The organism is Pontibacter mucosus, from assembly GCF_003054055.1.
GTDB lineage: Bacteria > Bacteroidota > Bacteroidia > Cytophagales > Hymenobacteraceae > Pontibacter > Pontibacter mucosus.
In genome coordinates this window covers 76,161-101,837 of sequence record NZ_QBKI01000010.1, presented here as the reverse complement: position 1 = coordinate 101,837, position 25,677 = coordinate 76,161, and the positions used below count along the sequence as shown (strand labels likewise).

At 53.6% G+C, this 25,677-nt stretch carries 21 protein-coding genes; 17 read left to right on the top strand and 4 right to left on the bottom strand.

Annotated elements, in window-relative coordinates; genetic code table 11:
- Positions 1–41: 41 nt before the first annotated feature.
- Positions 42–2,615: a family 20 glycosylhydrolase gene (locus C8N40_RS17925; RefSeq protein WP_108213178.1), complete on the bottom strand. Its 2,574-nt coding sequence runs from the start codon at positions 2,613–2,615 to the stop codon at positions 42–44.
- Between the two features lie 309 nt (positions 2,616–2,924).
- Between C8N40_RS17925 and pruA the strand changes: the two genes are divergently transcribed.
- From pruA to C8N40_RS17870, 11 genes are all read left to right on the top strand, one after another.
- On the top strand, positions 2,925–4,559 hold the full coding sequence (pruA, locus tag C8N40_RS17920) for an L-glutamate gamma-semialdehyde dehydrogenase (protein ID WP_108213177.1): 1,635 nt from the start codon (positions 2,925–2,927) through the stop codon (positions 4,557–4,559).
- Between the two features lie 205 nt (positions 4,560–4,764).
- Positions 4,765–5,139 carry an NADH-quinone oxidoreductase subunit A gene (locus C8N40_RS17915; RefSeq protein WP_108213176.1) on the top strand — a complete coding sequence of 125 codons (375 nt, stop codon included), beginning with the start codon at positions 4,765–4,767 and terminating at the stop codon, positions 5,137–5,139.
- Positions 5,140–5,225: 86 nt separating this feature from the next.
- Entirely contained in the window at positions 5,226–5,783 is a 558-nt protein-coding gene (locus C8N40_RS17910; protein ID WP_092100134.1) for an NADH-quinone oxidoreductase subunit B, read from the top strand.
- Positions 5,784–5,788: 5 nt separating this feature from the next.
- Entirely contained in the window at positions 5,789–6,295 is a 507-nt protein-coding gene (locus C8N40_RS17905; RefSeq protein ID WP_108213175.1) for an NADH-quinone oxidoreductase subunit C, read from the top strand.
- A 51-nt stretch (positions 6,296–6,346) separates the two neighbouring features.
- Positions 6,347–7,591: an NADH dehydrogenase (quinone) subunit D gene (gene nuoD / locus C8N40_RS17900; RefSeq protein WP_108213174.1), complete on the top strand. Its 1,245-nt coding sequence runs from the start codon at positions 6,347–6,349 to the stop codon at positions 7,589–7,591.
- A gap of 68 nt (positions 7,592–7,659) precedes the next feature.
- Entirely contained in the window at positions 7,660–8,193 is a 534-nt protein-coding gene (gene nuoE, locus C8N40_RS17895) for an NADH-quinone oxidoreductase subunit NuoE (RefSeq protein WP_108213265.1), read from the top strand.
- A gap of 163 nt (positions 8,194–8,356) precedes the next feature.
- The gene (gene nuoF, locus C8N40_RS17890) at positions 8,357–9,703 is read left to right on the top strand and encodes an NADH-quinone oxidoreductase subunit NuoF (protein ID WP_108213173.1); all 1,347 of its coding nucleotides are present in this window, start codon (positions 8,357–8,359) and stop codon (positions 9,701–9,703) included.
- A gap of 117 nt (positions 9,704–9,820) precedes the next feature.
- Complete coding sequence (locus tag C8N40_RS17885; protein WP_108213172.1) at positions 9,821–10,801, top strand: NADH-quinone oxidoreductase subunit G; 981 nt, start codon at positions 9,821–9,823, stop codon at positions 10,799–10,801.
- Positions 10,802–10,804: 3 nt separating this feature from the next.
- Positions 10,805–11,860, top strand: coding sequence for an NADH-quinone oxidoreductase subunit NuoH (nuoH, locus tag C8N40_RS17880; RefSeq protein WP_108213171.1), 1,056 nt, complete (start codon positions 10,805–10,807; stop codon positions 11,858–11,860).
- An 84-nt stretch (positions 11,861–11,944) separates the two neighbouring features.
- The gene (locus C8N40_RS17875; protein WP_170114143.1) at positions 11,945–12,454 is read left to right on the top strand and encodes a NuoI/complex I 23 kDa subunit family protein; all 510 of its coding nucleotides are present in this window, start codon (positions 11,945–11,947) and stop codon (positions 12,452–12,454) included.
- Between the two features lie 5 nt (positions 12,455–12,459).
- Complete coding sequence (locus C8N40_RS17870; RefSeq protein ID WP_108213170.1) at positions 12,460–12,972, top strand: NADH-quinone oxidoreductase subunit J family protein; 513 nt, start codon at positions 12,460–12,462, stop codon at positions 12,970–12,972.
- 88 nt (positions 12,973–13,060) lie between these two features.
- On the opposite strand, the gene C8N40_RS17865 is transcribed toward C8N40_RS17870, so the two are convergent.
- On the bottom strand, positions 13,061–13,948 hold the full coding sequence (locus C8N40_RS17865) for a DUF6929 family protein (RefSeq protein WP_146173592.1): 888 nt from the start codon (positions 13,946–13,948) through the stop codon (positions 13,061–13,063).
- Between the two features lie 403 nt (positions 13,949–14,351).
- On the opposite strand from C8N40_RS17865, the gene nuoK reads away from it, so the two are divergent.
- The 5 genes from nuoK (at position 14,352) to C8N40_RS17840 (ending at position 20,390) form a co-directional block, all read left to right on the top strand.
- Positions 14,352–14,681 (top strand): NADH-quinone oxidoreductase subunit NuoK, encoded by a 330-nt coding sequence (gene nuoK / locus C8N40_RS17860; protein WP_092100150.1) that lies wholly within the window; start codon positions 14,352–14,354, stop codon positions 14,679–14,681.
- A gap of 42 nt (positions 14,682–14,723) precedes the next feature.
- Complete coding sequence (gene nuoL, locus C8N40_RS17855) at positions 14,724–16,688, top strand: NADH-quinone oxidoreductase subunit L (protein WP_108213168.1); 1,965 nt, start codon at positions 14,724–14,726, stop codon at positions 16,686–16,688.
- A gap of 12 nt (positions 16,689–16,700) precedes the next feature.
- Complete coding sequence (locus tag C8N40_RS17850; protein ID WP_108213167.1) at positions 16,701–18,152, top strand: complex I subunit 4 family protein; 1,452 nt, start codon at positions 16,701–16,703, stop codon at positions 18,150–18,152.
- A 40-nt stretch (positions 18,153–18,192) separates the two neighbouring features.
- Positions 18,193–19,581 (top strand): NADH-quinone oxidoreductase subunit N, encoded by a 1,389-nt coding sequence (locus tag C8N40_RS17845; protein WP_108213166.1) that lies wholly within the window; start codon positions 18,193–18,195, stop codon positions 19,579–19,581.
- A 284-nt stretch (positions 19,582–19,865) separates the two neighbouring features.
- The gene (locus C8N40_RS17840) at positions 19,866–20,390 is read left to right on the top strand and encodes a dioxygenase family protein (protein ID WP_170114142.1); all 525 of its coding nucleotides are present in this window, start codon (positions 19,866–19,868) and stop codon (positions 20,388–20,390) included.
- 263 nt (positions 20,391–20,653) lie between these two features.
- Here C8N40_RS17840 and aspS read toward each other — a convergent pair whose 3' ends face one another.
- Positions 20,654–22,414 (bottom strand): aspartate--tRNA ligase, encoded by a 1,761-nt coding sequence (aspS, locus tag C8N40_RS17835; RefSeq protein WP_108213164.1) that lies wholly within the window; start codon positions 22,412–22,414, stop codon positions 20,654–20,656.
- A gap of 73 nt (positions 22,415–22,487) precedes the next feature.
- Complete coding sequence (locus C8N40_RS17830) at positions 22,488–23,351, bottom strand: glycerophosphodiester phosphodiesterase (protein ID WP_108213163.1); 864 nt, start codon at positions 23,349–23,351, stop codon at positions 22,488–22,490.
- A gap of 102 nt (positions 23,352–23,453) precedes the next feature.
- Between C8N40_RS17830 and C8N40_RS17825 the strand changes: the two genes are divergently transcribed.
- On the top strand, positions 23,454–25,085 hold the full coding sequence (locus C8N40_RS17825; RefSeq protein ID WP_108213162.1) for a glycosyltransferase family 39 protein: 1,632 nt from the start codon (positions 23,454–23,456) through the stop codon (positions 25,083–25,085).
- The last annotated feature ends 592 nt before the right edge of the window (positions 25,086–25,677 follow it).

The window sequence follows — 25,677 nt, the reverse complement described above, 5'->3', positions numbered from 1 at the left end:
CTGTGGCCATACTTTTTATGCCCCCCTACAGCCGAGGCTGCTTACATAGAGGTTTGATTTTGGATGGTGATGGTTTGCCCTCCACGCCCTGCAGCGTTAAACACCCGCAGCTTCACGGCTCCGGTTGCCTCAATAGGCGCCGTATACTTCTGGCTATTTGCTGTTGGCTCTGTGCCGTCTGTCGTGTAGCGGATGGTAAAGCCAGGGAACTGCACATTGGCCGCTACTTTTCCGTCTACCACCTTTGCACCAGGTGTAGGGATTCGGTACCCATACCCGCCTGCGTAGGCATCCAGCCGTGGCAGTTCTCGCTTGCCCACCACGTTGATGAACTCAGACCAGGCCTGGCTGTAGAGTTTCTCGCTTTTTGCCGCGTCTTTTTCTTTGGCCCAGTTCGGGTCCTTTGACCAGGCACGCTCGGCCACACCCAGCAGCTTAGGCAGCAATTTATACTCAAAGTCTGCGGTAGTCAGGTTTGTCTCCGACCAGAGCGGCGCTTCGATGCCCACAATATTGGACTTTCCTTTCTCCGTTAGCGGCTCTTTGCTCTTGATGATGGAGCGGTCCAGCGGATTACCCTTGTTATCCTCTTTCAGGTTGCGTAGGTAATCGTAAGGGATGAAGTAAAACGGTTTGTCGATGTCAACATAACCACCCCAGTAGAGGCCCGGCTCGCCATAGGAAGGATTGTAGGCCAAGTCCAGGTAAAAGTGGGTCACGCCCGTCAGGATGACTTTATACCCGGCATTCGCCATGCGATAGGCCAGGTCCTCGGCTCCTGAGCCAGGGTCGTTCTTCCATACATTCACATGGAAGTTTTCATTGGCAAACTGCTGGTTCGGTACCCAGTTCACTTTTCCGTTCTTAACTTCCTTTCGCAGTCCTATTTCCTCCCAACCCGACAGGTACAGGCCGCGCTTCTTGAGCAGCTGGTTTACCTTGCCGAAGTAATAGTACCACAGGTCGTCTGTATTTTTCACCTCTGCATTCTGGCTGATGAGGCGCTGCACGGAGGGTGATTTCTCCCAAACACCTGTTGGCACCTCATCCCCACCAAAATGTATGGTGTGCAGCGGGGCATCGGCCTCTTTATACATGGCCATAAGCTCATCCACCACAGTCTCCAGGAAAGTATAGGTAGATGGCAGCGACACGTCCATGATGTTGTCGTTCCAGCCCTGCACCGAGCGGTAAACCGACTTATCGTTCAGGTCGCGCAGCAGGTAGCGCTCTGCTTCCTCCTTTTTGCCCTCGTCCATCAACTTCATGTAGCGGGCATCCATGGCCTTAATGGCCGCCCTGGCGTGGCCCGGCGACTCTATCTCCGGGATTACCTCGATGTGGCGGTCGCGCGCATATTTCAGGATTTCAATAAAGTCTTCCCGGCTGTAAAAGCCCGTACCTGCTTTATTTGCTGCATCTGGCCCGGAGCCATACGAAGGTACAATGCTACTGCCATCGGTGGTGTGAGCACGCGTGCCGCCCACAGCGGTAAGCTCCGGCAATGGACGGATTTCCAGGCGCCAGCCCTCATCCTCGCTGAAGTGGAAGTGCAGCTTGTTCATCTTGTACAGGGCCATCACGTCCAGCACCTTCAGCACCTCCGCCTTCGGCTGGAAGTTACGAGCCATGTCCATCATAAAGCCTCTGTAGCCAAAGCGTGGCGCGTCCTTCACCTCTACGCCGGGCACTTCTACCGTAGCCGCCTTACCCGCGTAGGCCGTGGCCGGCAGCAGCGTTTTCAGCGACTGCACGCCGTAGAAGGCACCTGCAGCTGAGGAAGCGGTTATCTCAATCCGCTCGGGGTTTACACTCAGCGTATACTCCTCTGCTCCCATGCCGGGCTTTTTCTTAAGGAAAATCGCCTTGCCGGTAGCACTGCTTTGTACAGCAGGCTGTTGCCCTGTGGCTGTAGCCAATACCGCTGCCAGGTGCTCTGCTTCTTTTCTGAAGTCTGCGTCAGCTACCAGGCTTACCTTGGCATCTAACACAAAAGGGGCTCCTTTTTCCTGGTAAGAAACCGGGGTCGGGAAGACTTTGGTCAGTGCTGTCACCGGCACATCCTGTATCGCAGCGTTCGCCTCGTAGGTCTTGGCAGCGAATTGCTGCGTGGCCTCATCGAAGTGGGTTCCCGGCTCAACTTTTAGCGAAACAGGGATACCTTTTCCAGGCTCCGCGTCATAAACGATGTAGAACCCGACAGGGAAGTTGGAAACATTCCGGACGGCGCGGCCCAGCACCTCTACCGTAGCCGACGCACCAGGCGCCACTTCCTTAAACTCCGGCCCCGGAGCCAGGTAGTGCAGATCGCCGTTGAAGTGCTTTACAACCGCCAGCGTAGTGTCGGCCGACCTGACGGCACCTCCGTTAAAATAGAGCTTCCACCCTTTGGCAGGAAGCGCCTCCGCCCCATTGTTGGTTATCGTCAAAACCGACCGGGACTGTGCCTTGCCCTCGTGATAATTATCTGCCAACTCTAACTTCAGCTCCAGGCCCTGCGCTGCTGCACTCGCCTCGTTGGCGGACGATACGGCAGCAGTATCGGTGGAAACTTGGGAGCAGCTCATCAGCATGGCCTGGGCAAGCACCCATACCCCAATGGTTAGTTTTCTCATGTTGTCTGTCTGTAACTTTCTGTCTATGATAAAGTGGGCAATTCCCTACTTTCTCGCTATCAAGTTATAAATAATTTAGAAATATAATAAAATAGGCATGAATTGATTTAGCAGCACAAGGCAGAAAGTATGGCTCCGAAATCTCCTCCTGCGCCTGCGACTCCCATACTTGCGGCTGCTCAAGGCATAATCCCTGCTGCCTGCTGATGCCGGAAAATCAAATAATATGCCTTACCTTTGTGTAGGTAGCCCCTGGCGGCTACGTATACATTATATAACCTAATTCTCAAATCTGTAACTATATACATAATGGCAACCGGATTTTTCAGAGTACCAACCCCAGTAAACGAGCCTGTAAAATCGTATGCGCCGGGCTCCCCGGAGCGCGAGGAACTGCAGCGCACCTATAAAGAACTCAAGTCGAAGCAGCTGGACATCCCGATGTACATCGGCGGCGACAAAGTATACACCGATACCAAGAAGCCGGTCGTGCAGCCGCACGACCACCAGCACATCCTCGGCCACTTCAGCGAGGGCGACGCGTCACACGTGGAACAAGCCATTAACGCCGCGCTTGCCGCCCGCGAAGCCTGGGCCGCCATGGGCTGGGAGCACCGCATCAGCATTTTCCTTAAGGCTGCCGAGCTATTGGCCGGCCCCTGGAGAGCGCGTCTGAACGCGGCCACTATGCTGGGCCAGTCGAAGAACGCGTATCAGGCCGAGATTGACTCTGCCTGCGAGCTGATCGACTTCCTACGCTTCAACGCGCAGTATGCCACCGAAGTATACCAGATGCAGCCTGAGTCTTCGCCGGGCGTGTGGAACCGCATGGAGCACCGCCCGCTAGAAGGGTTCGTGTTTGCCCTGACGCCGTTCAACTTCACGGCTATTGCCGGTAACCTGCCTTCCTGCGTGGCCATGATGGGCAACGTGGTGGTTTGGAAGCCAGCCAACACCCAAATCTATGCCGCTCAGATGATCATGGAGCTGTTCCGTGAGGCCGGCCTTCCGGACGGTGTGATCAACCTGGTGTATGTGGACGGCCCTACGGCCGGAGACGTTATCTTCAACCACGCTGATTTTGCCGGCATCCACTTTACAGGCAGCACCGGCGTGTTCCAGAACATCTGGAAAACCATTGGCACCAACATCCACAAGTATAAATCATACCCGCGCATTGTGGGCGAGACCGGCGGCAAGGACTTTATACTTGCCCATAAGTCGGCCGATGCCAAGGCGCTGGCCACAGCCATCTCCCGCGGCGCCTTCGAGTACCAGGGCCAGAAGTGCTCTGCCGCCTCGCGCGCTTACATCCCAAGCAACCTGTGGGACGAGGTGAAAGGCTACGTACAGGAAGACCTGAAATCCTTCAAGATGGGCGCGCCGGAGGATTTCGGCAACTTCATCAACGCCGTTATCGACGAGAAGTCGTTTGACAAGATTGCCCGCTACATCGACAACGCCAAGGAAAGCAACGAGGTAGAGGTAATTGCAGGCGGCAACTATGACAAGTCGAAGGGTTATTTCGTGGAGCCAACGGTGCTTCTTGCGCACAACCCGCAGTACGTAACCATGTGCGAGGAAATCTTCGGCCCGGTGATCACCATTTACGTGTATGACGAGAACAACTTCGAGGATACCGTAGAGCTGGTGAATTCCACGTCGCCTTACGCCCTGACCGGCGCTATCTTCTCGCAGGACCGCTATGCCGTGGAGTATGCCACCAAGAAACTGGACCAGGCGGCCGGCAACTTCTACATCAACGACAAGCCTACGGGCGCGGTGGTGGGCCAGCAGCCATTCGGCGGCGCCCGCGCTTCCGGCACCAACGACAAGGCTGGTTCCATGCTGAACCTGCTGCGCTGGGTATCGGCCCGTTCTATTAAAGAAACGTTCGTTCCGCCAGTGGATTACCGCTACCCGTTCCTGGGAGAAAACAAGTAATCGCCGGCCAAACGGCAGCCACCACAAAGGCCACGCCCTATAACGGGGCGTGGCCTTTGTATATTTAATATTGTTTTAACTTTATTTTTCTCAGAACCTACCTATCCTAACGCTTTTAACCTATTTTGCAGTGCAGGTATACTTTTGATTAATGGCTATTTATACCTAATTTTGCTCCCAAATTTCAAGCAAGCGACACAACGTAATGGAACCATCTGTAAATCAGTATCTACCATCGGACTTTCTCCCTATCCTGATTCAGTTTGCGGCCGCGCTCGGGTTTGTGGTTTTTGCACTGGTGCTTACCCACATCCTTGGCCCCAAGCGAACAAGTGAGGTAAAGGGTGCCGCCTTTGAGAGTGGTATCGAGTCCGTGGGGGATGCCCGTACCCCGATCTCCTACAAATACTTCATCACGGCTATCCTGTTCGTGCTCTTCGACGTGGAGATCATTTTCATGTACCCCTGGGCGGTGAACTTCCGGGAGTATGGCATGGCGTTCTTCACCCCGATGCTGGTTTTCCTGACCGTATTGATGGCAGGCTTCTTATACGAGATCAAGAAAGGTATACTTAAGTAGGACCTGAACATTAAACTTTTGAGGATTAACCGTTGTTCTAAAAGCCGGCTTAAACCATACTTTAAGAGCAACAAAATAATCTTGACATGAGCGATACAAACAATAAAGATATTACCATGGCAGAGGCCCCTGAGGGCTATTCCGGCGCAGGTTTCTTTGCCACCTCCCTGGAGAAAGTAATTGGCCTTGCCCGTAAGCACTCGCTTTGGCCACTGCCTTTTGCCACTTCCTGCTGCGGTATTGAGTACATGGCCACCATGGGTGCCAACTACGATATCTCCCGCTTCGGCTCGGAGCGCCCAAGCTTCTCGCCGCGCCAGGCCGACATTCTGCTGGTGATGGGTACCATTGCCAAGAAAATGGGCCCGGTGGTAAAGCAGGTGTACGAGCAGATGGCGGAGCCGCGCTGGGTGGTTGCCGTAGGTGCCTGCGCCTCTTCCGGCGGTATCTTCGATACCTACTCTGTACTGCAGGGCATCGACCGCATTGTGCCGGTGGACGTGTACGTGCCGGGCTGCCCGCCACGCCCTGAGCAAATCCTGGACGGCCTGATGCGCGTGCAGGAGCTGGCTGAAAGCGAATCGCTTCGCCGCCGCGACTCTCCGGAATATCAGGCACTGTTAGCCTCATACAACATTAAATAAGCAGCATGGAGCTTACAAACGAAAACGTACTCGGCAAGATCATCAGCGAGTTTGGGGAAGAAAACATCCTGGAGCCATACAACCCGGATGGTATCATGACGATCACAACAAACCGTGAAACGATTCATGACCTGATAAAGTACCTGCGCGACGACAAGGAGCTGCAGATCAGCTTCCTGACCACCATGTGCGGTATCCACTACCCGGGCCAGGGTGATAAGGAGATGTGCGTGATGTACCAGCTGCACAGCCTGCGCCACAACTACCGCATCCGCATAAAAGTGTACAGGCCAGCTTCGGACCCGGTATTGCCTACCATGACCGACCTCTACGCCACCGCCAACTGGATGGAGCGTGAGGCTTTTGATTTTTACGGCTTTATCTTTACCGGACACCCGAACCTGACGCGCATCCTCAACATCGAGGAGATGGAGTACCACCCGATGCTGAAGCAGTACCCGCTGGAAGACCAGACCAGGGAAGATAAGATTAACACATTTTTCGGACGTTAAGCCAGTTTTTTATAGTTACCCATACTATAACTGACAGAAAAGGAGACCATAATGGCTACTGAAAATAAAACCGCCGAGCTTACCGAGATAGAGCAGTTCCGCAAAGACCACGGACTCTCCATCAAAGAAGAGCGGCCGCTTACCACGCTCAACCTGGGTCCAACCCACCCGGCCACGCATGGTATTTTCCAGAACATCCTGCAAATGGATGGGGAAGTGATTGTGGATGCGGTGCCAACGATTGGCTACATCCACCGTGCCTTCGAGAAGATAGCAGAGCGCAGGCCTTTTTACCAGATCACGCCGCTGACCGACCGCATGAACTACTGTTCCTCCCCTATCAATAACATGGGGTATCACATGACGGTAGAGAAGCTGCTGGGCATCACGGTGCCGAAGCGCGCGCAGTACATCCGCGTGATCATGATGGAGCTGGCCCGTATCTCCGACCACCTGATCTGTAACTCGATCCTGGGGGTGGACTCCGGTGCCTTTACCGGCTTCCTGTACGTGATGCAGGAGCGTGAGCACATTTACGATATCTATGAGGAGGTATGCGGCGCCCGTCTGACGACCAACATGGGGCGCATCGGTGGCATGGAGCGCGACCTTTCTCCGAAGGCCCTGCACCTTATCGGCGAGTTCCTCAAGCGCTTCCCGAAAGTATGGGCGGAGTTTGAGAAAATGCTGACCCGCAACCGTATCTTCATCGACCGAACTGTGGGCGTGGGCGCCATCTCCGCTGAGCGTGCCCTGAGCTACGGCTTTACCGGCCCGAACCTGCGTGCCACCGGCGTTGATTACGACGTGCGCGTGATGAACCCATACTCCTCTTACGACGACTTCGAGTTCGAAATCCCGGTAGGCTCCAAAGGCGACACCTACGACCGCTACCTGGTGCGCAACGAGGAAGTATGGCAAAGCCTGAAGATCATTGAGCAGGCCTACAAAAACCTGCCCGAAGGCTCTTATCACGCCGATGCCCCGCATTATTACCTGCCGCCAAAGCAGAAAGTATACACCAGCATGGAGGCGCTCATCTACCACTTCAAGATTGTGATGGGTGAGATTGATGCTCCGGTAGGCGAAGTATACCACAGTGTGGAGGGAGGCAACGGAGAGCTTGGCTTCTACCTGATCAGCGATGGCGGCCGCACACCGTACCGCCTGCACTTCCGTCGCCCATGCTTCATCTACTATCAGTCTTACACCGAGCTGATTAAAGGTGGGCAGCTGGCCGACGCTATCCTGACGCTGAGCAGCCTGAACGTAATCGCCGGGGAACTGGACGCATAAACTTAGAACAATTATCATTTCCCATTGATCATTGATCATTGCTAAATGATAGATGATAAATGAATAAAATGGCAGAGACAATAAACGAAGTGAAGTTTTCTGATGAGGCAATGGCCGAGATCCAGCGCTACATCAGCCACTATCCGGAAGGACGCCAGAAGTCTGCTATACTTCCGATCCTGCACATTGCGCAAGCAGAGTTTGGCGGTTGGGTGAGCCCGGAGGTAATGGACAAGGTTGCCGAGATCCTGAACATACAGCCGATCGAAGTATACGAGGTAGCCACGTTCTATACCATGTTCAACCTCAAGCCGGTTGGTAAGCACGTGCTGGAAGTATGCCGCACCGGACCTTGCTGCCTGCGTGGCGCTGACCAGATCATCGACCTGATCAAGCAGAAGCTGGGCATTGAGGAAGGCGAGACCACTGCCGACGGGATGTTCACGCTGAAGCCGGTGGAGTGCCTGGCCTCTTGCGGCTCAGGACCGATGCTGCAGGTGCGCGAGAAGTTCTACGAGAACCTCGACAGCGAAGAAAAGCTGGACGAGTTCCTGGAAAAGATGCGCCAGAGCGAAGTGGAAAAGCCACATCACCTGAAGTAGTAATTTTGACAAAAGACTGATTGACAAAAGACAAAAGAGGAGATGGACACAAACCATTAAAAAGTCATTTGTCCTTTGTCAAAAACTCCTTTGTCAGTAAATAATAAAGTGTAATCAGGCAGGCTGCCGGTAAAGCAACTGTCAAGCCATATATCCTGCTAAAATGGGACTTAAAATATTAACTGAGCATATCAACGTTCCCGGCATCGAAACGCTGGAAGTATACCGTAAGCACGGCGGCTACCGCTCGGTAGAGAAAGCCCTGAAAACGATGTCTCCGGATGAGGTGGTGGAAGAGGTAAAGACATCCGGCCTGCGCGGGCGTGGTGGCGCCGGCTTCCCGACGGGTATGAAATGGAGCTTTTTGGCTAAGCCGGAGGGTGTTCCGCGCTACCTGGTGTGCAACGCCGACGAGTCAGAGCCGGGCACTTTCAAGGACCGCTGGTTCATGGAGAAAAACCCGCACGCGCTGATTGAGGGCATGATCACATCGAGCTACGCGCTGGGTGCCAACACCTCTTACATCTACATTCGCGGTGAGTTGTTGTTTGTGCTGCGCATACTGGAGAAAGCCATTGCGGAAGCGTATGCTGCTGGTTTGCTTGGCAAAAACATACTTGGCTCCGGCTACGACCTGGACCTGCACGTGGCACCCGGTGGCGGTGCCTATATCTGCGGCGAGGAAACAGCATTGCTGGAATCGCTGGAAGGCAAGCGCGGCAATCCGCGTAACAAGCCTCCGTTCCCGGCGGTGAAAGGCCTTTTTGCCTGCCCTACTGTGGTAAACAACGTGGAGACAATTTCTTCTGTGCCATGGATCGTGAACAACGGCGGCGCAGAGTATGCCAAGGTTGGTATTGGCCGAAGCACCGGCACCAAGCTCATCTCTGCCAGTGGCAACATCAACAACCCGGGCGTTTACGAAATCGAGCTGGGCGTGCCGGTAGAGGAGTTTATCTACTCGGATGAGTACCTGGGCGGCATCTGGAAAGGAAAACAGCTGAAGGCCGTGGTGCCGGGCGGTTCTTCCGTGCCGATTCTGCCAGCCAACCTTATACTTAAAACAGCCGCCGGCGAAGATCGCCTGATGACCTACGAGTCGCTGGCTGACGGCGGCTTTGTAAGTGGCTCGATGATGGGTTCCGGTGCCTTTATCGTGTTTGACGAGGACCAGTGCATTGTGCGTAACACGTGGAACTATGCCCGCTTCTACCACCACGAGTCTTGCGGCCAATGCAGCCCATGCCGTGAGGGTACAGGCTGGATGGAGAAAGTGCTGCACCGCATCGAGTACGGCCACGGCCATCAGCAGGACATCGACCTGCTGGTAAGCGTAGCCAAGCAGATAGAAGGCAACACCATTTGCCCGCTGGGCGATGCGGCGGCATGGCCGGTAGCAGCTGCTATCCGTCACTTCCGCGACGAGTTTGAGTGGCACATCAGGCACCCGAAGGAAGCAACAGCCCCGGGTGCGGTGTACAGAGGCCAGCTTGACACGGTAACAGCTTAAGTATAAAATTATACTTCCTGCATACTTAAAGGGCAGGAATACCTAAAACAGTATAGCTAAAATCGTTTAACGTGTTCGCGATCAACGAATACCGAAAAACGGACAACGATAATTAAAATGGCTAAAGTAACGATAGACGGCATTGAGATAGAGGTAGAAGACGGAACTACCATACTTCAGGCTGCAAGAAAAATCGGGGGCGATGTGGTGCCACCTGCCATGTGCTTCTATACCTCGCTAAAGGGCAGCGGTGGCAAGTGCCGTGTGTGCCTGGTAAAGGTAACGCAGGGCTCTACCAGAGACCCACGCCCGATGCCGAAGCTCGTTGCCTCGTGCATCACGCAGGTACAGGATGGCATGGTGGTGGAAAACACGACCAACGAGGATGTACTGAACGCCCGCAAGGGCATCGTGGAGATGCTGCTCATCAACCACCCGCTGGATTGCCCTATCTGCGACCAGGCCGGTGAGTGCAGCCTGCAGGATCTTTCTTACGAGCACGGCATTAGCGGACAGCGCTTCGAAGAAGAGCGCCGCACCTTCAACAAAGTAGACCTGGGCCCATACATCCAGCTGCACATGACGCGCTGCATCCTGTGCTACCGCTGTGTGTATACAGCCGACCAGATCACCGAGAAGCGTGTGCATGGCGTACTGGGCCGTGGCGATGCTGCCGAGATTGGTACCTACATCGAGAACGTGATCGACAACGATTTCTCCGGTAACGTGATCGACGTGTGCCCGGTGGGAGCCCTGACAGACAAGACATGGCGCTTTAAGAACCGTGTGTGGTTTACCAAACCAATGGATGCCCACCGCGACTGCCCTACCTGCTCCGGCAAGGTAACGCTCTGGACACGTGGCGAAGAGGTGCTGCGCGTAACGGCCCGTAAGGACCAGTACAACGAGGTGGAGGAGTTTATCTGTAACACCTGCCGCTTTGATAAGAAAGAGGTGAAAGACTGGACGATCGAAGGACCGCGCCATATCGACAGAAACTCTGTTATCTCTGCCAACCATTATGAGCTGCCGGTGGTAAATGTTCCGATCGTTCCAAACCTGCCAACATCCACTAAGAAAAACCTGCCACAGGAATAAGAAATGGAGTCTGTAGACCTACTATACAAAGCGATTTACATTCTGGTTATCTTCGGTATCACCCTGCTGATAGCCACCTACTCGACTTACTTTGAGCGTAAGATAGCCGCCTTTATCCAGGACCGTGTAGGCCCGAACCGTGCCGGTCCGGCTGGTTTGCTGCAGCCACTGGCCGACGCCGGCAAGCTGTTTTTCAAGGAGGATTTCATCCCGACGAAAGCCAACAAGGCGCTGTTTATCCTTGGCCCGGGCGTGGCCATGCTGGTGGCTACCATGTCGAGTGCGGTAATACCGTTCGGAGACATGCTGATTATCGGTGGCCGCGAAGTATACCTGCAGGCAATAGAAGTAAACATCGGGGTGCTGTACATCTTTGGTGTGGTGTCGCTGGGTGTATATGGTCTGATGATCGGTGGCTGGGCCTCCAACAACAAGTACTCGCTCCTGGGCGCCATCCGTGCAGCCTCGCAGAACATCAGCTACGAGCTGGCCATGGGCCTTTCGCTGATTGCGGTGCTGATGATGACAGGCTCCCTGTCGCTGCGCGAGATTGCCGAGCAGCAGGCCGGTTTTAACTGGAACATCTGGTACCAGCCGCTGGGCTTCCTGATCTTCCTGGTGTGTGCCTTTGCAGAGACAAACAGAACACCGTTTGACTTGCCCGAGTCTGAGGCCGAGTTGATTGGTGGTTACCACACCGAGTATGGCTCCATGAAGCTGGGCATGTACCTGTTTGCCGAGTATATCAACATATTCGTAGTATCGGCTGTTATGTCTACGCTATACTTCGGTGCCTACAACTTCCCGTTCATGGAGAACCTGCGCCAGGCGATCAGCGATCCGGTGCTGGCCAATAACGTGGTAACGATTGTAGGCGTGGTGGCGATGTTTATCAAGATCTTCCTGTTCATCTTCTTCTTCATGTGGGTACGCTGGACACTGCCGCGCTTCCGCTATGACCAACTGATGAAACTCGGATGGAACCTCCTGATTCCACTGTCGATCCTGAACATCCTGCTGACAGCGGCCGGAATTCTGCTGAAAGACTATTTATTTTAAACTATAGTATCGAACTTTGAATGCCAGCGGCCGGCAGTCTGTTAAAGTATAAACTGCCCGCACTGGCATCAAAAAGACATAGAGATGGAACCACTATCAAATAGAAGAAAGGAAGTGACGCAGAAGGAGATGACGTTCGCAGAACGCGCCTACCTTCCTGCTATCGCGCAGGGGCTTGGTATCACGCTGAAGCACTTCTTCAAAAAGAAAGCAACGGTACAATACCCGGAGCAGACGCGCGAGCGTAGCGAGCACTGGAGAGGCCTGCACATCCTGAAGCGTGACGAGCAGGGGCGTGAGCGCTGCACCGCCTGTGGCTTGTGCGCCGTGGCTTGCCCAGCCGAGGCTATCACCATGACGGCCGGGGAGCGCAAAGCCGGGGAGGAGCACCTATACCGTGAAGAAAAGTATGCCGTAACCTACGAGGTGAACATGCTGCGCTGCATTTTCTGCGGACTTTGCGAGGAGGCTTGCCCGAAAGCGGCCATCTTCCTGCAGGACGACAAGATTGCCCCTGCCCGCTTTGAGCGCGACGAATTTATCTATGGCAAAGACCGCCTGGTTGAGCCACTGAAAACCACTGAAACGAAATAGCCATAATGGACAGCCTTTTCTTTTTCCTTGCTTCACTAACGCTACTGTGTGCCCTGATGGTAGTTCTGTCTAAGAACCCGGTGCATAGCGTACTGTTCCTGATCATTACATTCTTCACTATCTCCGGCCACTATGTGCTGCTGAACGCGCAGTTCCTGGCCGTGGTGAACATCATCGTATACGCGGGTGCCATCATGGTGCTCTTCCTCTTCGTGATCATGTTCCTGAACATGAGTAAAGCGGGAGACAAGATCAAAACCTCCACGATCAGCAAGTTTGCAGGGGCCATAGCCGGCGGTATGATGTTCGTAGTATTCGTTGCCGCTCTGAAAGATGCAACCATTGCAGGCCTTAACCCGGAGACTTACAACTCGCAGGCGGGTATGGTGGAGAACCTGGGCTATGTGCTGTTCACCGAATACCTGCTGCCTTTTGAGCTGGCTTCTATCTTGTTCCTGGTAGCCATGGTGGGTGCCGTGATGATTGGCAAGAAAGAGCAAGGCGAAAGTCATTTTTAGAACTCGCTTTCTTTACAAGTATAAAAAGCAAAAGGCCGGAAGTATGGATTCCGGCCTTTTGCTTTTTATACTTAGGCACTTCTATACGTTACAGCTGCCCCTGCGCAATCGTCAAGTCCAGCTCCAGCAATTCCGAGTGCCCTTTGTCATCATCAGACACCACCACGACTTTATACTTCCCCTCCTCCCCTTTTCGCACCACCACCGACTCGGCTTTGCCCAGGTAAGGGTTACCATCTTCGTTCGTTAGCTGCACCACCGGCACCGTCAAAGGGTTCGCCTCATCGGAGGCATACGGCAACGCCCGTAAGTCTATCCGTCCCAGGAAACTGCCGTGCACCATGCCATCATCAATAGCGTTGGGAGTTTCCTCTACCGAGGCCGTGAAAAACAGCTCGCCATCCAAGGCAAAGGCTCCGGAGAAGCCGGCATGCAGCTCCCCTAGCTGTGGCAGACTGAAGTAATAAACCGCGACCGCCGGGATACCACCACGACCAAGAATAAAATCCTCAAAAGCATCCGCCTCGAAACGGAAAAGCACATTTTGCCCTTTACTCAAGGTACGCTGCAACAGGTACGTATAGGCTTTGTCCATCGCCAAGCCCTCCAGGTTCAGCTGCTCGTTAGCCTCCAGCCGCAGCACCTGCCTCAGGAAAGTATAAAACCGGGCCAGATCCAACTCCTTCACCTCCATTTTCTTGGTCAGGTTAACGAGATAGCCTACCTCCCGATTTCTGGCAGATCCGGACCCAAGCAGGATGAGCATCTCATCACGGCCATAGGTGAGCAGCGCCATACTTTCCAGGTCCGGCTTAAGGTCTTTCGGAATGCGGCCGCCCTTGAAACTGGTGGTGTCGAAGATGGGATAGCGCTGTGCCAGTTCATACTTTTCATTCAGCCGGTAGAGAAACGGGGAATCATCGCCAAGTACAAAAAACGAGCCCTGGGTATACTCCAGCCCTGAGGCAGAGGGCAAGTCTTGGTAAAACACCTGCCGGGTGGTGGTGGCAGACAGCTGTACGGGCCCGGGTTGTTCAGTAAATCGAGTAGTAGAACTGCTGCCTGCAGGTGGCTTTGATTTACAGGCCAGCAGGAGCAGCGGGGTTAGCAAAAAGCATAAAAAATAGCATTTCCTCATAAGTATAAACAGTAATTCCCATAGCTACGGAAACAGGTTCCAAAAGTATAAACCGGCTTTGTATCATCCTTTCACGGAAATATCAAAAGCCGGATTTGCGAACGCCTAAACATTGCACGGAAGCCCGCAGTAGGGCAAGAAGAATAGGGAAATATGTTATGGTTTTTACAAAAATGGGGATAACTTTGCGACTTGATTTTTGGATCGTAATTTTTGAGTATACGTTCTCAGTCACAGAAAAATGAACAACATTCCTGAGGTCATCAGAACCATCCCGTTAGACTACTACCTGTATTTCAGCGCGGCTCTTTTTGTAATCGGTGTTATCGGCGTACTGACGCGTCGCAACGCCATCGTGATTTTTATGTGTGTGGAGCTGATGCTGAACTCGGTGAACCTGCTGCTGACGGCCATCGCCTCTTACAGGGGAGACTCCAGCGCGCAGGTGTTCGTGTTCTTCATCATGGCTGTTGCCGCCGCCGAAGTAACCGTGGGTCTGGCCATTATCGTGATGACCTACCGTAACATCCGCTCTACCGATGTACAACTGCTGAACTACCTGAAGTGGTAACAGCCCTAACCATACGCCGAATAGCTTAAACTTTTAACACAGATGCAAGAGATTGTAATGCCGATTAACAACCAGGGTATGGCACTGCTTTGTCTGCTGGTTCCGTTGCTGCCGCTGGCCGGCTTCATTATAAACGGACTGGGCAACCGCAGTATTGCCAAGGGCCTGGTAAGCTTTATTGGTAGCGGCACAGTGCTGGCTTCTTTCCTGATCACGGTTTACCTGTTCCTGGATTTCACCTCTAACGGAAGCCGCGCCTATACTGTTGACTTCTACGACTGGATTTCGGTGGGCACCATGCAAATCGGGTTCTCGTTCCTGATCGACCAGCTGACGCTGCTGATGATGCTGATGGTAACCGGTATCGGTTTCCTGATTCACCTGTACTCTGCCGGCTACATGAGCCACGACGAGAACTTCGGGAAGTTCTTCGCCTTCATCAACCTGTTCATGTTCTCGATGCTGCTACTGGTGATGGGCTCCAACTACGTGATGATGTTCGTGGGCTGGGAAGGCGTGGGCCTTTGCTCTTACCTGCTCATCGGCTTCTGGAACAAGAACACCAACTATAACAACGCCGCCAAGAAGGCCTTCGTGATGAACCGTATCGGTGACCTGGGCTTCCTGCTGGCCATCTTCCTCATATTCATAACCTTCGGTTCCGTTTCTTTCCCGCAGGTATTCTCCGAGGCGGCACAGTACACCGGCGGTATCGACTCTGGCGTGATGATCGCCATTACGCTGCTGTTGTTCGTGGGTGCTATGGGTAAGAGTGCGCAGATTCCGCTCTTCACCTGGCTTCCGGACGCGATGGCAGGACCTACACCGGTTTCAGCTCTGATTCACGCCGCTACCATGGTGACGGCTGGTATCTACATGGTGCTCCGCTCTAACGTACTGTATGCGCTGGCCCCTACCACGATGGAGATTATCGCTATTGTGGGTGTAGCCACGGCACTGGTGGCTGCCACCATTGGCCTGGCGCAAAATGATATCAAGAAGGTTCTGGCTTACTCTACCGTATCGCAGCTGGGTTATATGTTCCTGGCGCTGGGTGTGATGGCCTTCACCTCGTCTATTTTCCACGTACTCACGCACGCATTCTTCAAGGCGCTGCTGTTCCTGGCTGCCGGTTCGGTTATCCACGCTATGAGCAACGAGCAGGATATCCGCCACATGGGTGGGCTGCGCAAGTACCTGCCTATCACCTTTGTCACTTTCCTGATTGGCACGCTAGCCATTTCCGGTATCCCGCCGTTTGCCGGTTTCTTCTCTAAGGATGAGCTGCTGGCGCACGTATGGGTGCATAGCAAGCTGCTATGGGGCCTGGGAGTGCTGGTTTCGTTTATGACCTCGTTCTACATGTTCCGCCTGCTGTTCCTGACTTTCTTTGGAACATTCCGTGGCACGGAGGCACAGAAATCACACCTGCACGAGTCTCCAATGTCCATGACGTTGCCTTTGATCGTGCTGGCTATACTTTCCACGGTGGGTGGTTTCCTAGGCATCCCGCCTATTTTCGGGGAGAACATGCACGTGCTGCAGAACTACCTGGCTCCTATCTACCAGTTTGCCAGCGTAGCTAACCCGGCCGCAGTGGAGCCGATGCACCTCGACCATTCCACTGAATGGCTGCTGATGGGAATTTCAGTAGCGGTAGCCCTTGTAGCTGCCGGCATTGCCTATGTAACTTATGTGAGCAAGAACACGGTTCCAGCTCCTGAGGGCACAAAGCTTTCCCCGCTGCACAACCTGGTTTACAACAAATACTACATCGACGAAATCTACGACACCGTGGTTGTAAAGCCGGTAATGTGGATGTCAGCCACATTCCACCGCGTGGTGGACCTGCTGGTGGTAGACGGTATCGTGAACGGACTCGGAAAGCTTGTCACCCACTTCAGCCGTACGCTGCGCCATGTGCAGAGCGGTGCCATCGGCTTCTATTTGATGGTGATGGTGCTGAGCATCGTCCTGATTATATTTTTAAACTTCTTTATCGGATAAGGTTCTTAGAAGATGATTACAGCTCTATTACTTTTCTGGCCTGCCCTTGCCGCACTGCTGGTGTTGCTTATTAAAGGACAGGGTGCCAAGAAAGTGGCCTTTGTAGCAGCGCTCGTTGAATTTGCGCTGTCACTTTTCGCCCTCTCGGCCTTCGACACGCAGAGTGGTGCGTTGCAGCATAAGCTAAGCCTGCCATGGATTGAAAGCGCAGGTATCAGCTTCAGCATCGGAATGGATGGCATCAGCCTGCTGATGGTACTCCTGACGACGTTCCTGGTGCCGCTTATCATACTTTCGTCTTACAAACACGAGTATAAGAACCCGCATGTTTTCTACGCGCTTGTGCTGTTTATGCAGACGGGCCTGATTGGCGTGTTTGTGGCCATGGATGCGTTCCTCTTCTACTTTATGTGGGAGGTGGCCCTTATTCCGATTTACTTTATCGCTGCCGTTTGGGGTGGTGCCAACAGAATCCGCGTTACGTTTAAGTTCTTTGTATACACCATCTTTGGCTCACTGTTCATGCTGGCCGCTTTCGTATACTTATACCTGCAAACGCCCGGCACACACTCTTCCGATGTAAATGCTTTCTACCAACTGACCCTGTCTGCCGAGTCGCAGAGCTGGATCTTCTGGTTCCTGTTTATCGCCTTTGCTATCAAGATGCCGGTGTTCCCCTTCCATACCTGGCAGCCGGATACTTATACCGAGTCGCCTGCACAGGCGACGATGCTGCTTTCGGGTATCATGCTGAAAATGGGTATTTATGGTGTGCTGCGTTGGTTACTACCCGTAGTGCCTTACGGTGTTAGCCAGTGGGATGAGCTGGTGCTGGTACTAGCCATCATCGGTATCGTGTACGCCTCTATCATTGCCATTCGCCAGCGTGACCTGAAGCGCCTGGTGGCCTACTCCTCCATTGCGCACGTTGGCCTGATTGCCGCGGGTATCTTTACCCTGAACGAGCAGGGCCTGCAGGGCGGCGTTATCCAGATGCTGAGCCACGGTATTAACGTAGTGGGTCTGTTCTTCATCATCGATATCATCTTCAGCCGCACCAATACAAGGGAAATCACCAGCCTGGGTGGTATCACGCAGAACGCCAAGATGCTGTCCATCTTCTTTATGGTGCTGCTACTGGGCTCTGTGGGGCTGCCGCTGACCAACGGTTTTGTGGGTGAATTCCTGCTGCTTTCCGGCGTGTTCCAGTACCAGGCAGGTTTCGGCGCCGTGGCCGGCCTGACGATTATACTTGCTGCCGTGTACATGCTGCGCATGTTCCAGGGGGTGATGTTCGGAACGAAGTCTGAAGCGACGGAGAACTTCACAGACCTTACCTTCAACGAGAAAGCCGTGCTGATTCCGCTGGTAGTGATGGTATTCTGGATCGGTTTGTTCCCTAACACGTTCCTGAGCATCTCAGAGCCTGCTGTGAACACCCTGCTGAGCATTATTAACCGCTAAGCGGATAAAAGAATAAAGAGTTTTAGAGAATTACGACGACATGACCTCGATCATACTTCTATCTGTCTTTGGTATTGTGAACCTCTTTGCAGGCTTTGCAAAGAACAAACAGGTGCTTCTGCCGCTTGTGCTGGTTTTCCTGGCCATTGTTTTCGGTGTTAACCTGCTCGACTGGAACAATACCCAGACATATTTTAGCAACATGCTCACCATCGACAACTATGCGGTGGCTTTTACGGGCATCATGACACTGACCACCCTGCTGCTTTTGCCTTTCTCGCAGAAGTACATTTCCAACAACGACGCCAACCTGGGCGAGTATTACTCCCTGCTGCTGTTCGCGCTGGTGGGAGCCGTGATGATGGTGGGCTATGAGAACCTGATCATGCTCTTTATCGGTGTGGAGATTATGTCGATTGCGATGTACGTACTGGCAGGTTCCGACAAGACGAGCCTCCGCTCCAATGAAGCAGCTCTGAAGTATTTCCTGATGGGCTCCTTCTTCACCGGTATCATGCTATTTGGTATCGTGCTGATCTATGCCGCCACCGGAACCTTCAATATCACCGAGATTAGTGCCGCACAGGCCAGCGCTTTAAGCGAGGGGCTGCCAGACTCTATCTTTGTAATGGGCATCCTGATACTTGTTATCGGTATCTCCTTCAAGATTTCTGCAGCGCCTTTCCATTTCTGGGCTCCGGATGTGTATGAAGGCACGCCTACTTTGTTTACGGCCTTCATGTCTACGGTGGTAAAAACTGCAGGTGTGGCCGCTTTTTACAAGCTGATGGTAGCAGCCTTTGCCGCCTCTTATGCCGCCTGGTTCCCTACGCTGGTAGCTATTACGGTGCTTACCCTTGTGATTGGTAACATAGGTGCCGTTATCCAGACGAGCTTTAAGCGCATGATGGCCTACTCCAGTATCTCGCATGCAGGTTACATGCTGATGGCCCTGATTGCCTTCAACGAGTCGTCTGACACTGCCATCCTGTTTTATTCCGCTGCCTACTCTTCTGCCAGCATCGCGGCATTTGGCGTACTGAAGCTGGTGCAGGATCAGCGCAGAAGCCATCTGTATGAAGCCTTCAACGGCTTGGGTAAAACTAACCCGCTGCTTGCCTTCACCATGACGGTTTCGATGTTGTCGCTGGGCGGTATTCCGCTTACAGCAGGTTTCTTCGGTAAGTTCTTCGTTTTCTCTGCAGTGCTGGCTAACCCGGACATGCTGTGGCTGGTGGTGCTGGCGGTGGTACTTGCCGCTGTGGGTATCTACTACTACCTGCGCGTGGTAATTGCCATGTACATGCAGCCGGCCGCAAACTACGATACTATCCGTGTGAATAGCTTTTCCAGCTTCACGCTGATTGTTCTGACAGTGCTGACTATCCTGCTGGGTATCGCGCCGGCACTGGTAAGCGAGCTGCTCTAGTTAAGGTTTATACTTTATAAGAAAGGCTGCCTAAAAAGGGCAGCCTTTCTTGTTTTAAAGTAAATGACTCTAAACAAGTATGGCTGTACAAAGTATAAAGTGGTATATATTAACCACTTCCAACTATGCTTATACATCCTAACAGATGCCTACCAGCGCTGCTTATACTTTTACTGGGCGCTGGTTGCAACGGGCAAGTCAATGGGAATCTAGGAAAAGAGGCAGCTTCTGCCACACCGCAAGGCTCCTCCAGGGTAGGCGGTAACTGCGACACCTGTGAACTTATGTATATCGGTATTCCAGAGAGCATCAACGCCACAGATACCAGCGCTGCCTGGAAGGAGCCAGGACAAAAACTGCTGATAAGTGGCACTGTATACATGCCTGATGGCATAACACCTGCCTCAGGTGTTATACTTTACTATTGGCAAACCAACAGTGAGGGAGTTTACAAAACCAGCGACGAGTTGGATCAGAAAATAGAACCACACGGTCATATCCGGGGCTGGGTAAAGTCAGGCGAGGAAGGAGAATTCAATATTTATACAACCCGCCCAGGCGCTTATCCTGGCAGAAAAGATCCGCAGCACATCCATATCCTGGTGAAAGAACCAAACCTCCCGAACGAATATTACATAGACGACATTCTTTTTGAAGGAGACCCGCGCCTGACAAGTGATTGGCGGCGTAACCTTGAAAACAGAGGTGGCAGCGGTATTGTGCAGACGAAGCTGGAGAACGGAGTGCAGGTAGCAGAGCGGAACATTATACTTGGGCTGAACATTCCTGATTACCCAACATCGGAATAACTACCCAGTAGCTACACACCAAAAGTATAAAACATGTACACCCACCCCCTGCGGATACACACGCATCCATCAACAGCGCTTATCCACATATCCACACTCCTATAGCAATTTATACTTTAGATCGTGGATAAAGGCCGACTTTATGCTTCAATCCACACAGTTATCCACATTGCCCACCGCTAAAAGTATAAAATGGGGATAAAACAAAAGGCCTGCCGCTGATTTCCAGGGGCAGGCCTATCTTTGTTGTTGATAAACCGCTGTTACTTGTTCTGCACCGGTTTCATGTATATGTGTAACTCGTCGAGCTGGACATCCGCAATCGGAGCCGGGGCATCGATCATCACATCGCGGCCGGAGTTGTTCTTCGGGAAGGCGATGTAGTCGCGGATAGAGTCGGAGCCACCGAAGAGCGAGCACAGGCGGTCGAAGCCGAAGGCAATGCCCCCGTGCGGCGGCGCGCCATACTCGAAGGCGCTCATCAGGAAGCCAAACTGCGCCTCAGCCTCAGCTTTAGTGAAACCCAGCAATCGGAACATTTGCTCCTGCAAGCGGCGGTCGTGGATACGGATAGAGCCTCCTCCTACTTCTACCCCGTTAATCACCATGTCGTAGGCGTTGGCGCGGATATCACCCGGACGGTCGTCGATCAGCTCCACGTCCTCCAGCTTAGGCGAGGTGAACGGGTGGTGCATGGCGTGGTAGCGCTTCGTATCCTCGTCCCACTCCAGCAGCGGGAAATCCACCACCCACAGCGGTGCGAACACGTTCTTGTCGCGCAGGCCGAGGCGGGTACCCATCTCCAGACGCAGCTCGTTCAGGGCCTTACGGGTCTTGTCTTGCTCGCCGGCAAGTACAAGTATCAAATCACCGGGCTTGGCGTGGAAGGCGGCGGCCCAGGCCTGCAGGTCTTCCGGAGCGTAGAATTTATCCACCGATGATTTCACGCTGCCATCCTCGTTCACGCGGGCGTATACCAGGCCGGTAGCGCCAATCTGCGGGCGCTTCACAAAGTCGGTCAGCTCGTCGAGTTGCTTGCGGGTGTAGCTGGCGGCACCGGAGGCGCAGATACCCACCACCAGCTCGGCATCGTCAAACACTTTAAAGCCTTTGTTCTTCACCAGCGGGTTCAACTCCACAAAGCGCATGTCGAAACGGATGTCCGGCTTATCGGAGCCATAGTACTTCATGGCGTCGGCATAAGTCATGCGCGGCAGCTTTCCGATCTTCACCCCCTTCACCTTCTCAAACATGTATTTGATGAAGCCCTCGAAGGTGTTGAGGATATCCTCCTGGCTCACAAAGGACATTTCACAGTCGATCTGGGTGAACTCCGGCTGGCGGTCGGCGCGTAAATCCTCGTCGCGGAAACACTTCACGATCTGGAAATACTTGTCGAAGCCGGACACCATCAGCAGCTGCTTAAACGTCTGCGGCGACTGCGGCAGGGCGTAAAACTCGCCCGGGTTCATGCGGCTCGGCACCACAAAGTCGCGGGCCCCTTCCGGTGTGGACTTAATCAGTACAGGGGTTTCCACCTCGATAAAGTCAATACCGTTCAGGTAGTCGCGGGTGGCGCGCATCATGCGGTGGCGCAGCTCCAGGTTACGGCGGACAGGCGTGCGGCGCAAATCCAGGTAGCGATACTTCATGCGCAGGTCGTCGCCTCCGTCGGTTTCGTCCTCAATGAGGAAAGGCGGCAGCTTGGACGGGTTCAGCACCACAATCTTGTCCACATGGATCTCAATATCGCCGGTCGGGATTTTCTCGTTCTTGGAGTAGCGCTCCACTACCTTGCCAATCACCTTCACCACATACTCGCGGCCCAGGGCGCGGGCCTGCTCCATGATGCTGGCAGGCGTTATGCCTTCCTCCATGGTGAGCTGTGTGATGCCGTAGCGGTCGCGCAGGTCAACCCACAGCATGCCGCCCTTATCGCGGAGGCGCTGCACCCAACCTGTTAAAATTACCTCTTCTCCAACGTTATCCAGGCGAAGCTCGCCGCAAGTATGAGTTCGAAACATAGTATGGTTAGCTTGTATACTTTTCTGCAAATGTAATAATCTTAGCTGTGGTTTGCTTTATCTGTCGCAAATGTTACTCCAGCATCTGGCGCGCGGCGGCCACGTTATCCACCTGTATGGCGTCGGGCTGCATGTTGATCATGCGGGCGATGCGGGAACGCGACTTGCCTCCGAACAAGGCTACCTGCAGCCCCTGCTCCTTTGCCCGCTGCACCTGCGCTGCCGACACATCCCGGCCGTTGGCGCAAATGCCCTGCAGCGCGTTGTTCTTCGCCTCCACCAGCGCCTGCTCGTAGTCGCCGGCCGTATCTATCATAAGTTGGGCCGCGGGCTCCACCTCCCGGAAGGCCAGCAGGAACTGTACGTTCGGAGAGATAAATACCAGTTTTTCGAGGGGATAGTTATACTTACGCAGCATATCCAGGAGCGTCTGAGCATAGTATAAATGGCGGCTGGCCACGTGGTTGCGTAAATCGATGTGCAGGTAAGGCAGCTCCGGGTAGGTGGCGAAGCGCTGCAGCATGGCCTCCAGGGTAATAATCTCCTCCTCGTGGAAAAGGTCGTAGAAGAAACCGCCTGTATACTTCAGGCCCACCACTTCCGCTGCCTGCAGGTTATCGATAATGCCCTGGGCTTTGGTCATACTTTCCAGCGACACATCGTGATAAAGTATAAGCACGCCGTCCTGGCTCATCTGCACGTCCACCTCCACGCCGTCGGCACCGTTTTCCTCCATCGCCTTCACAAGGGAGGCCATACTGTTAGAGGGCAAGGGGTTGAAGGGATTAAGCGGAGAAAGGAAGCCGGAGCCTGCGTGCCCCAGCACCAGCACCTCCTTATACTTTACCTCGTCGTGGCGGCGCATGAGCCAGAAGGTGATGCCCAGTGCCAGCAGCACAAACGCAAGTATAAACAGCCAGATTTTACGCTTTAACATAGGCTATGTGCAGGCTCACCCTTAATTCTCAGATTATAAAGCGAAGGTACTACAGATTCGTAAGAAATACCGCTAAATTTGCAGGCCCATAAAGCTAGCTACATGCAGAGTACCACCAAAACAACTGTTGCCAAGGCCTTTACTGCTGACGCGGAGACACTGGGCCAGCCACAAGAGCGCTACCTTATCCCGCTTTCGACTATCCTGATTATCGCATTGGGAATCCGGCTGGTGGCTGCTTTCTTCTCAAAGGGCTTTGCTTTCAGCGACGACCATTTCGACGTGATCACAATTGCGCAGGGCTGGCTGGACGGTTTCCCGCTATGGCTGAACGAGCCGATGCCGCCGCGCCACAGCATGTTTTACGTGCTCATCCACTACGGCATTTTTTATATTTTAGAGGCACTGGGTGTTTTTAGCCCGGAGGTGAAGATGACGGTGGTGCGCCTGGTGCATGCGCTGTACTCGCTGCTGGTGGTATACTTTGGCTACAAGCTAACGGAGCGCCTTTCTAACAAAGCCAATGCGCGCATGGTGGGCCTGATGCTGGCGCTGGTGTGGTTTATGCCTTTCATGAGCGTGCGCAACCTGGTGGAGATGGTCTGTATTCCGCCTTACCTGGCGGCCTTTTACCTGATGGTGAAAGCCGGGCAGGAGGACCGCAAGCGCACTATGCCCTACTTCTGGGCGGGTGTGTTGTTTGCCTTAGCCTTTGTATTCCGCTACCACACGGTGCTCTTCGGGGCAGGGGCCGGCCTGGTGCTGCTCTACCAGCGCAAGTGGCGCGAAGCCATTGCCGTCTTGCTCGGCTTTCTGGTGGCGGCTTTCCTCGTGCAGGGCGTCATCGATATTATCTTTTTTGATTATCCGTTCCACTCCATTGTGGCTTACTACCAGTATAACTCCGCGCATGCCCATGACTTTAGCTCCGGCCCGGTATACCGCTTTGCCCTGACCATACTTGGCTTTTTGGTACCGCCGGTAAGTGCGTTTCTGGTAGTGGGGTACGCCCGCACGGCAAAGCTGGCGCCGGCACTGTTCTGGGGCGGCCTGATTTTTTTTGTAGCCCACTCGCTGTTCCCCAACAAGCAGGAACGCTTTATACTTCCGCTGCTGCCGCTTATTATGATTTTGGGCGTGATTGGCTGGCAGGAGTATGTACGGCAATCTACGTTCTGGCAAAACCGCCGCAAATTACTGGCCTCCGCCTGGATCTTTTTTTGGGTACTCAACCTGTTGGCTGGCATCGGCATGGCTTTCACCTACACCAAGAAGAGCCGCGTGGCGCCCCTGGTATACCTTTCTGAAAAGCAGGATATGGACGGCGTGGTGCTGGAGTTTGGCAACCACAGCGTCAAGAAGCCGCCACTCTTCTACCTGGGCCGCACCAGTGCCGTCTACGACAAGTACATCATTGATGATGACTACGTGTGGGAGGAGTATCTGCAAGGGCAGAAAACAATGCCGGAGGACTTCGTGATGGCCTATACGCTGAACAAGGACAAGACGCCAGAGGAGTTGCAGAAGGAAATCAATGCCTCGCCCTATAAGCCGGATTATGTAGTGGTAGTAGGTACCAAAGATATGGAAGAGCGCATGGCCCGCCTCCACCAGGTTTTCCCGAGCCTGGAACTGGAGCACACCATCAACCCATCCCTCTACGACCGGCTGCTGCACCTGCTGAACCCACGGGTGCATAAGGATGAGCATGTGCAGATTTATCAGGTGAGGTAGTGGTAGTATGAAAAGCCATACTTATACTTGGGTTATACTTTTAAATGAATAGCTGTTCCGGACATCCTTGTCCGGAACGAATGCTGCTGCGGACTTGCTAGTCCGCGTAGATTATACTTCCATACTTGCTAGTTTATACTTCCATCGCCCCTGCTTTCTGCAGCGTGAACCAAGCTATCCTTACTAGATGCCGTTCATCCTCTAGTTCCCACCAACCTAACGTTTCATCTCCTCCTTTCTGCCCTCCTAGGCCGGGAGGCCTCGTTTTCCCGCTCGGCGCTGGGAGCTTTTCCTGCCCTCGTGCCTCGGGCTGCCTCGCTATCGCTCGGCACCGGAAAAACTCGCATAGGCGCCTCCCAGAAAAACTGGGAATCAGTTTCCAATAGCCACAGCCCTTGCTATGCAACAAGTACTGACTGTCCCCTCGAGGGGACTTTAGGGGTGTAATCGCCTGCTGGGTTTATACTTGTAGGGACAGACGCGACCTGTCCGCGCGAGATGAGGCTACAAAATCTATACTTCAGCCAAAGAAGCTACTGAATTCCCCGCCTTAGATAAGGAGGGGCTAGGGGTGGTTGGACCCGGTAACCAT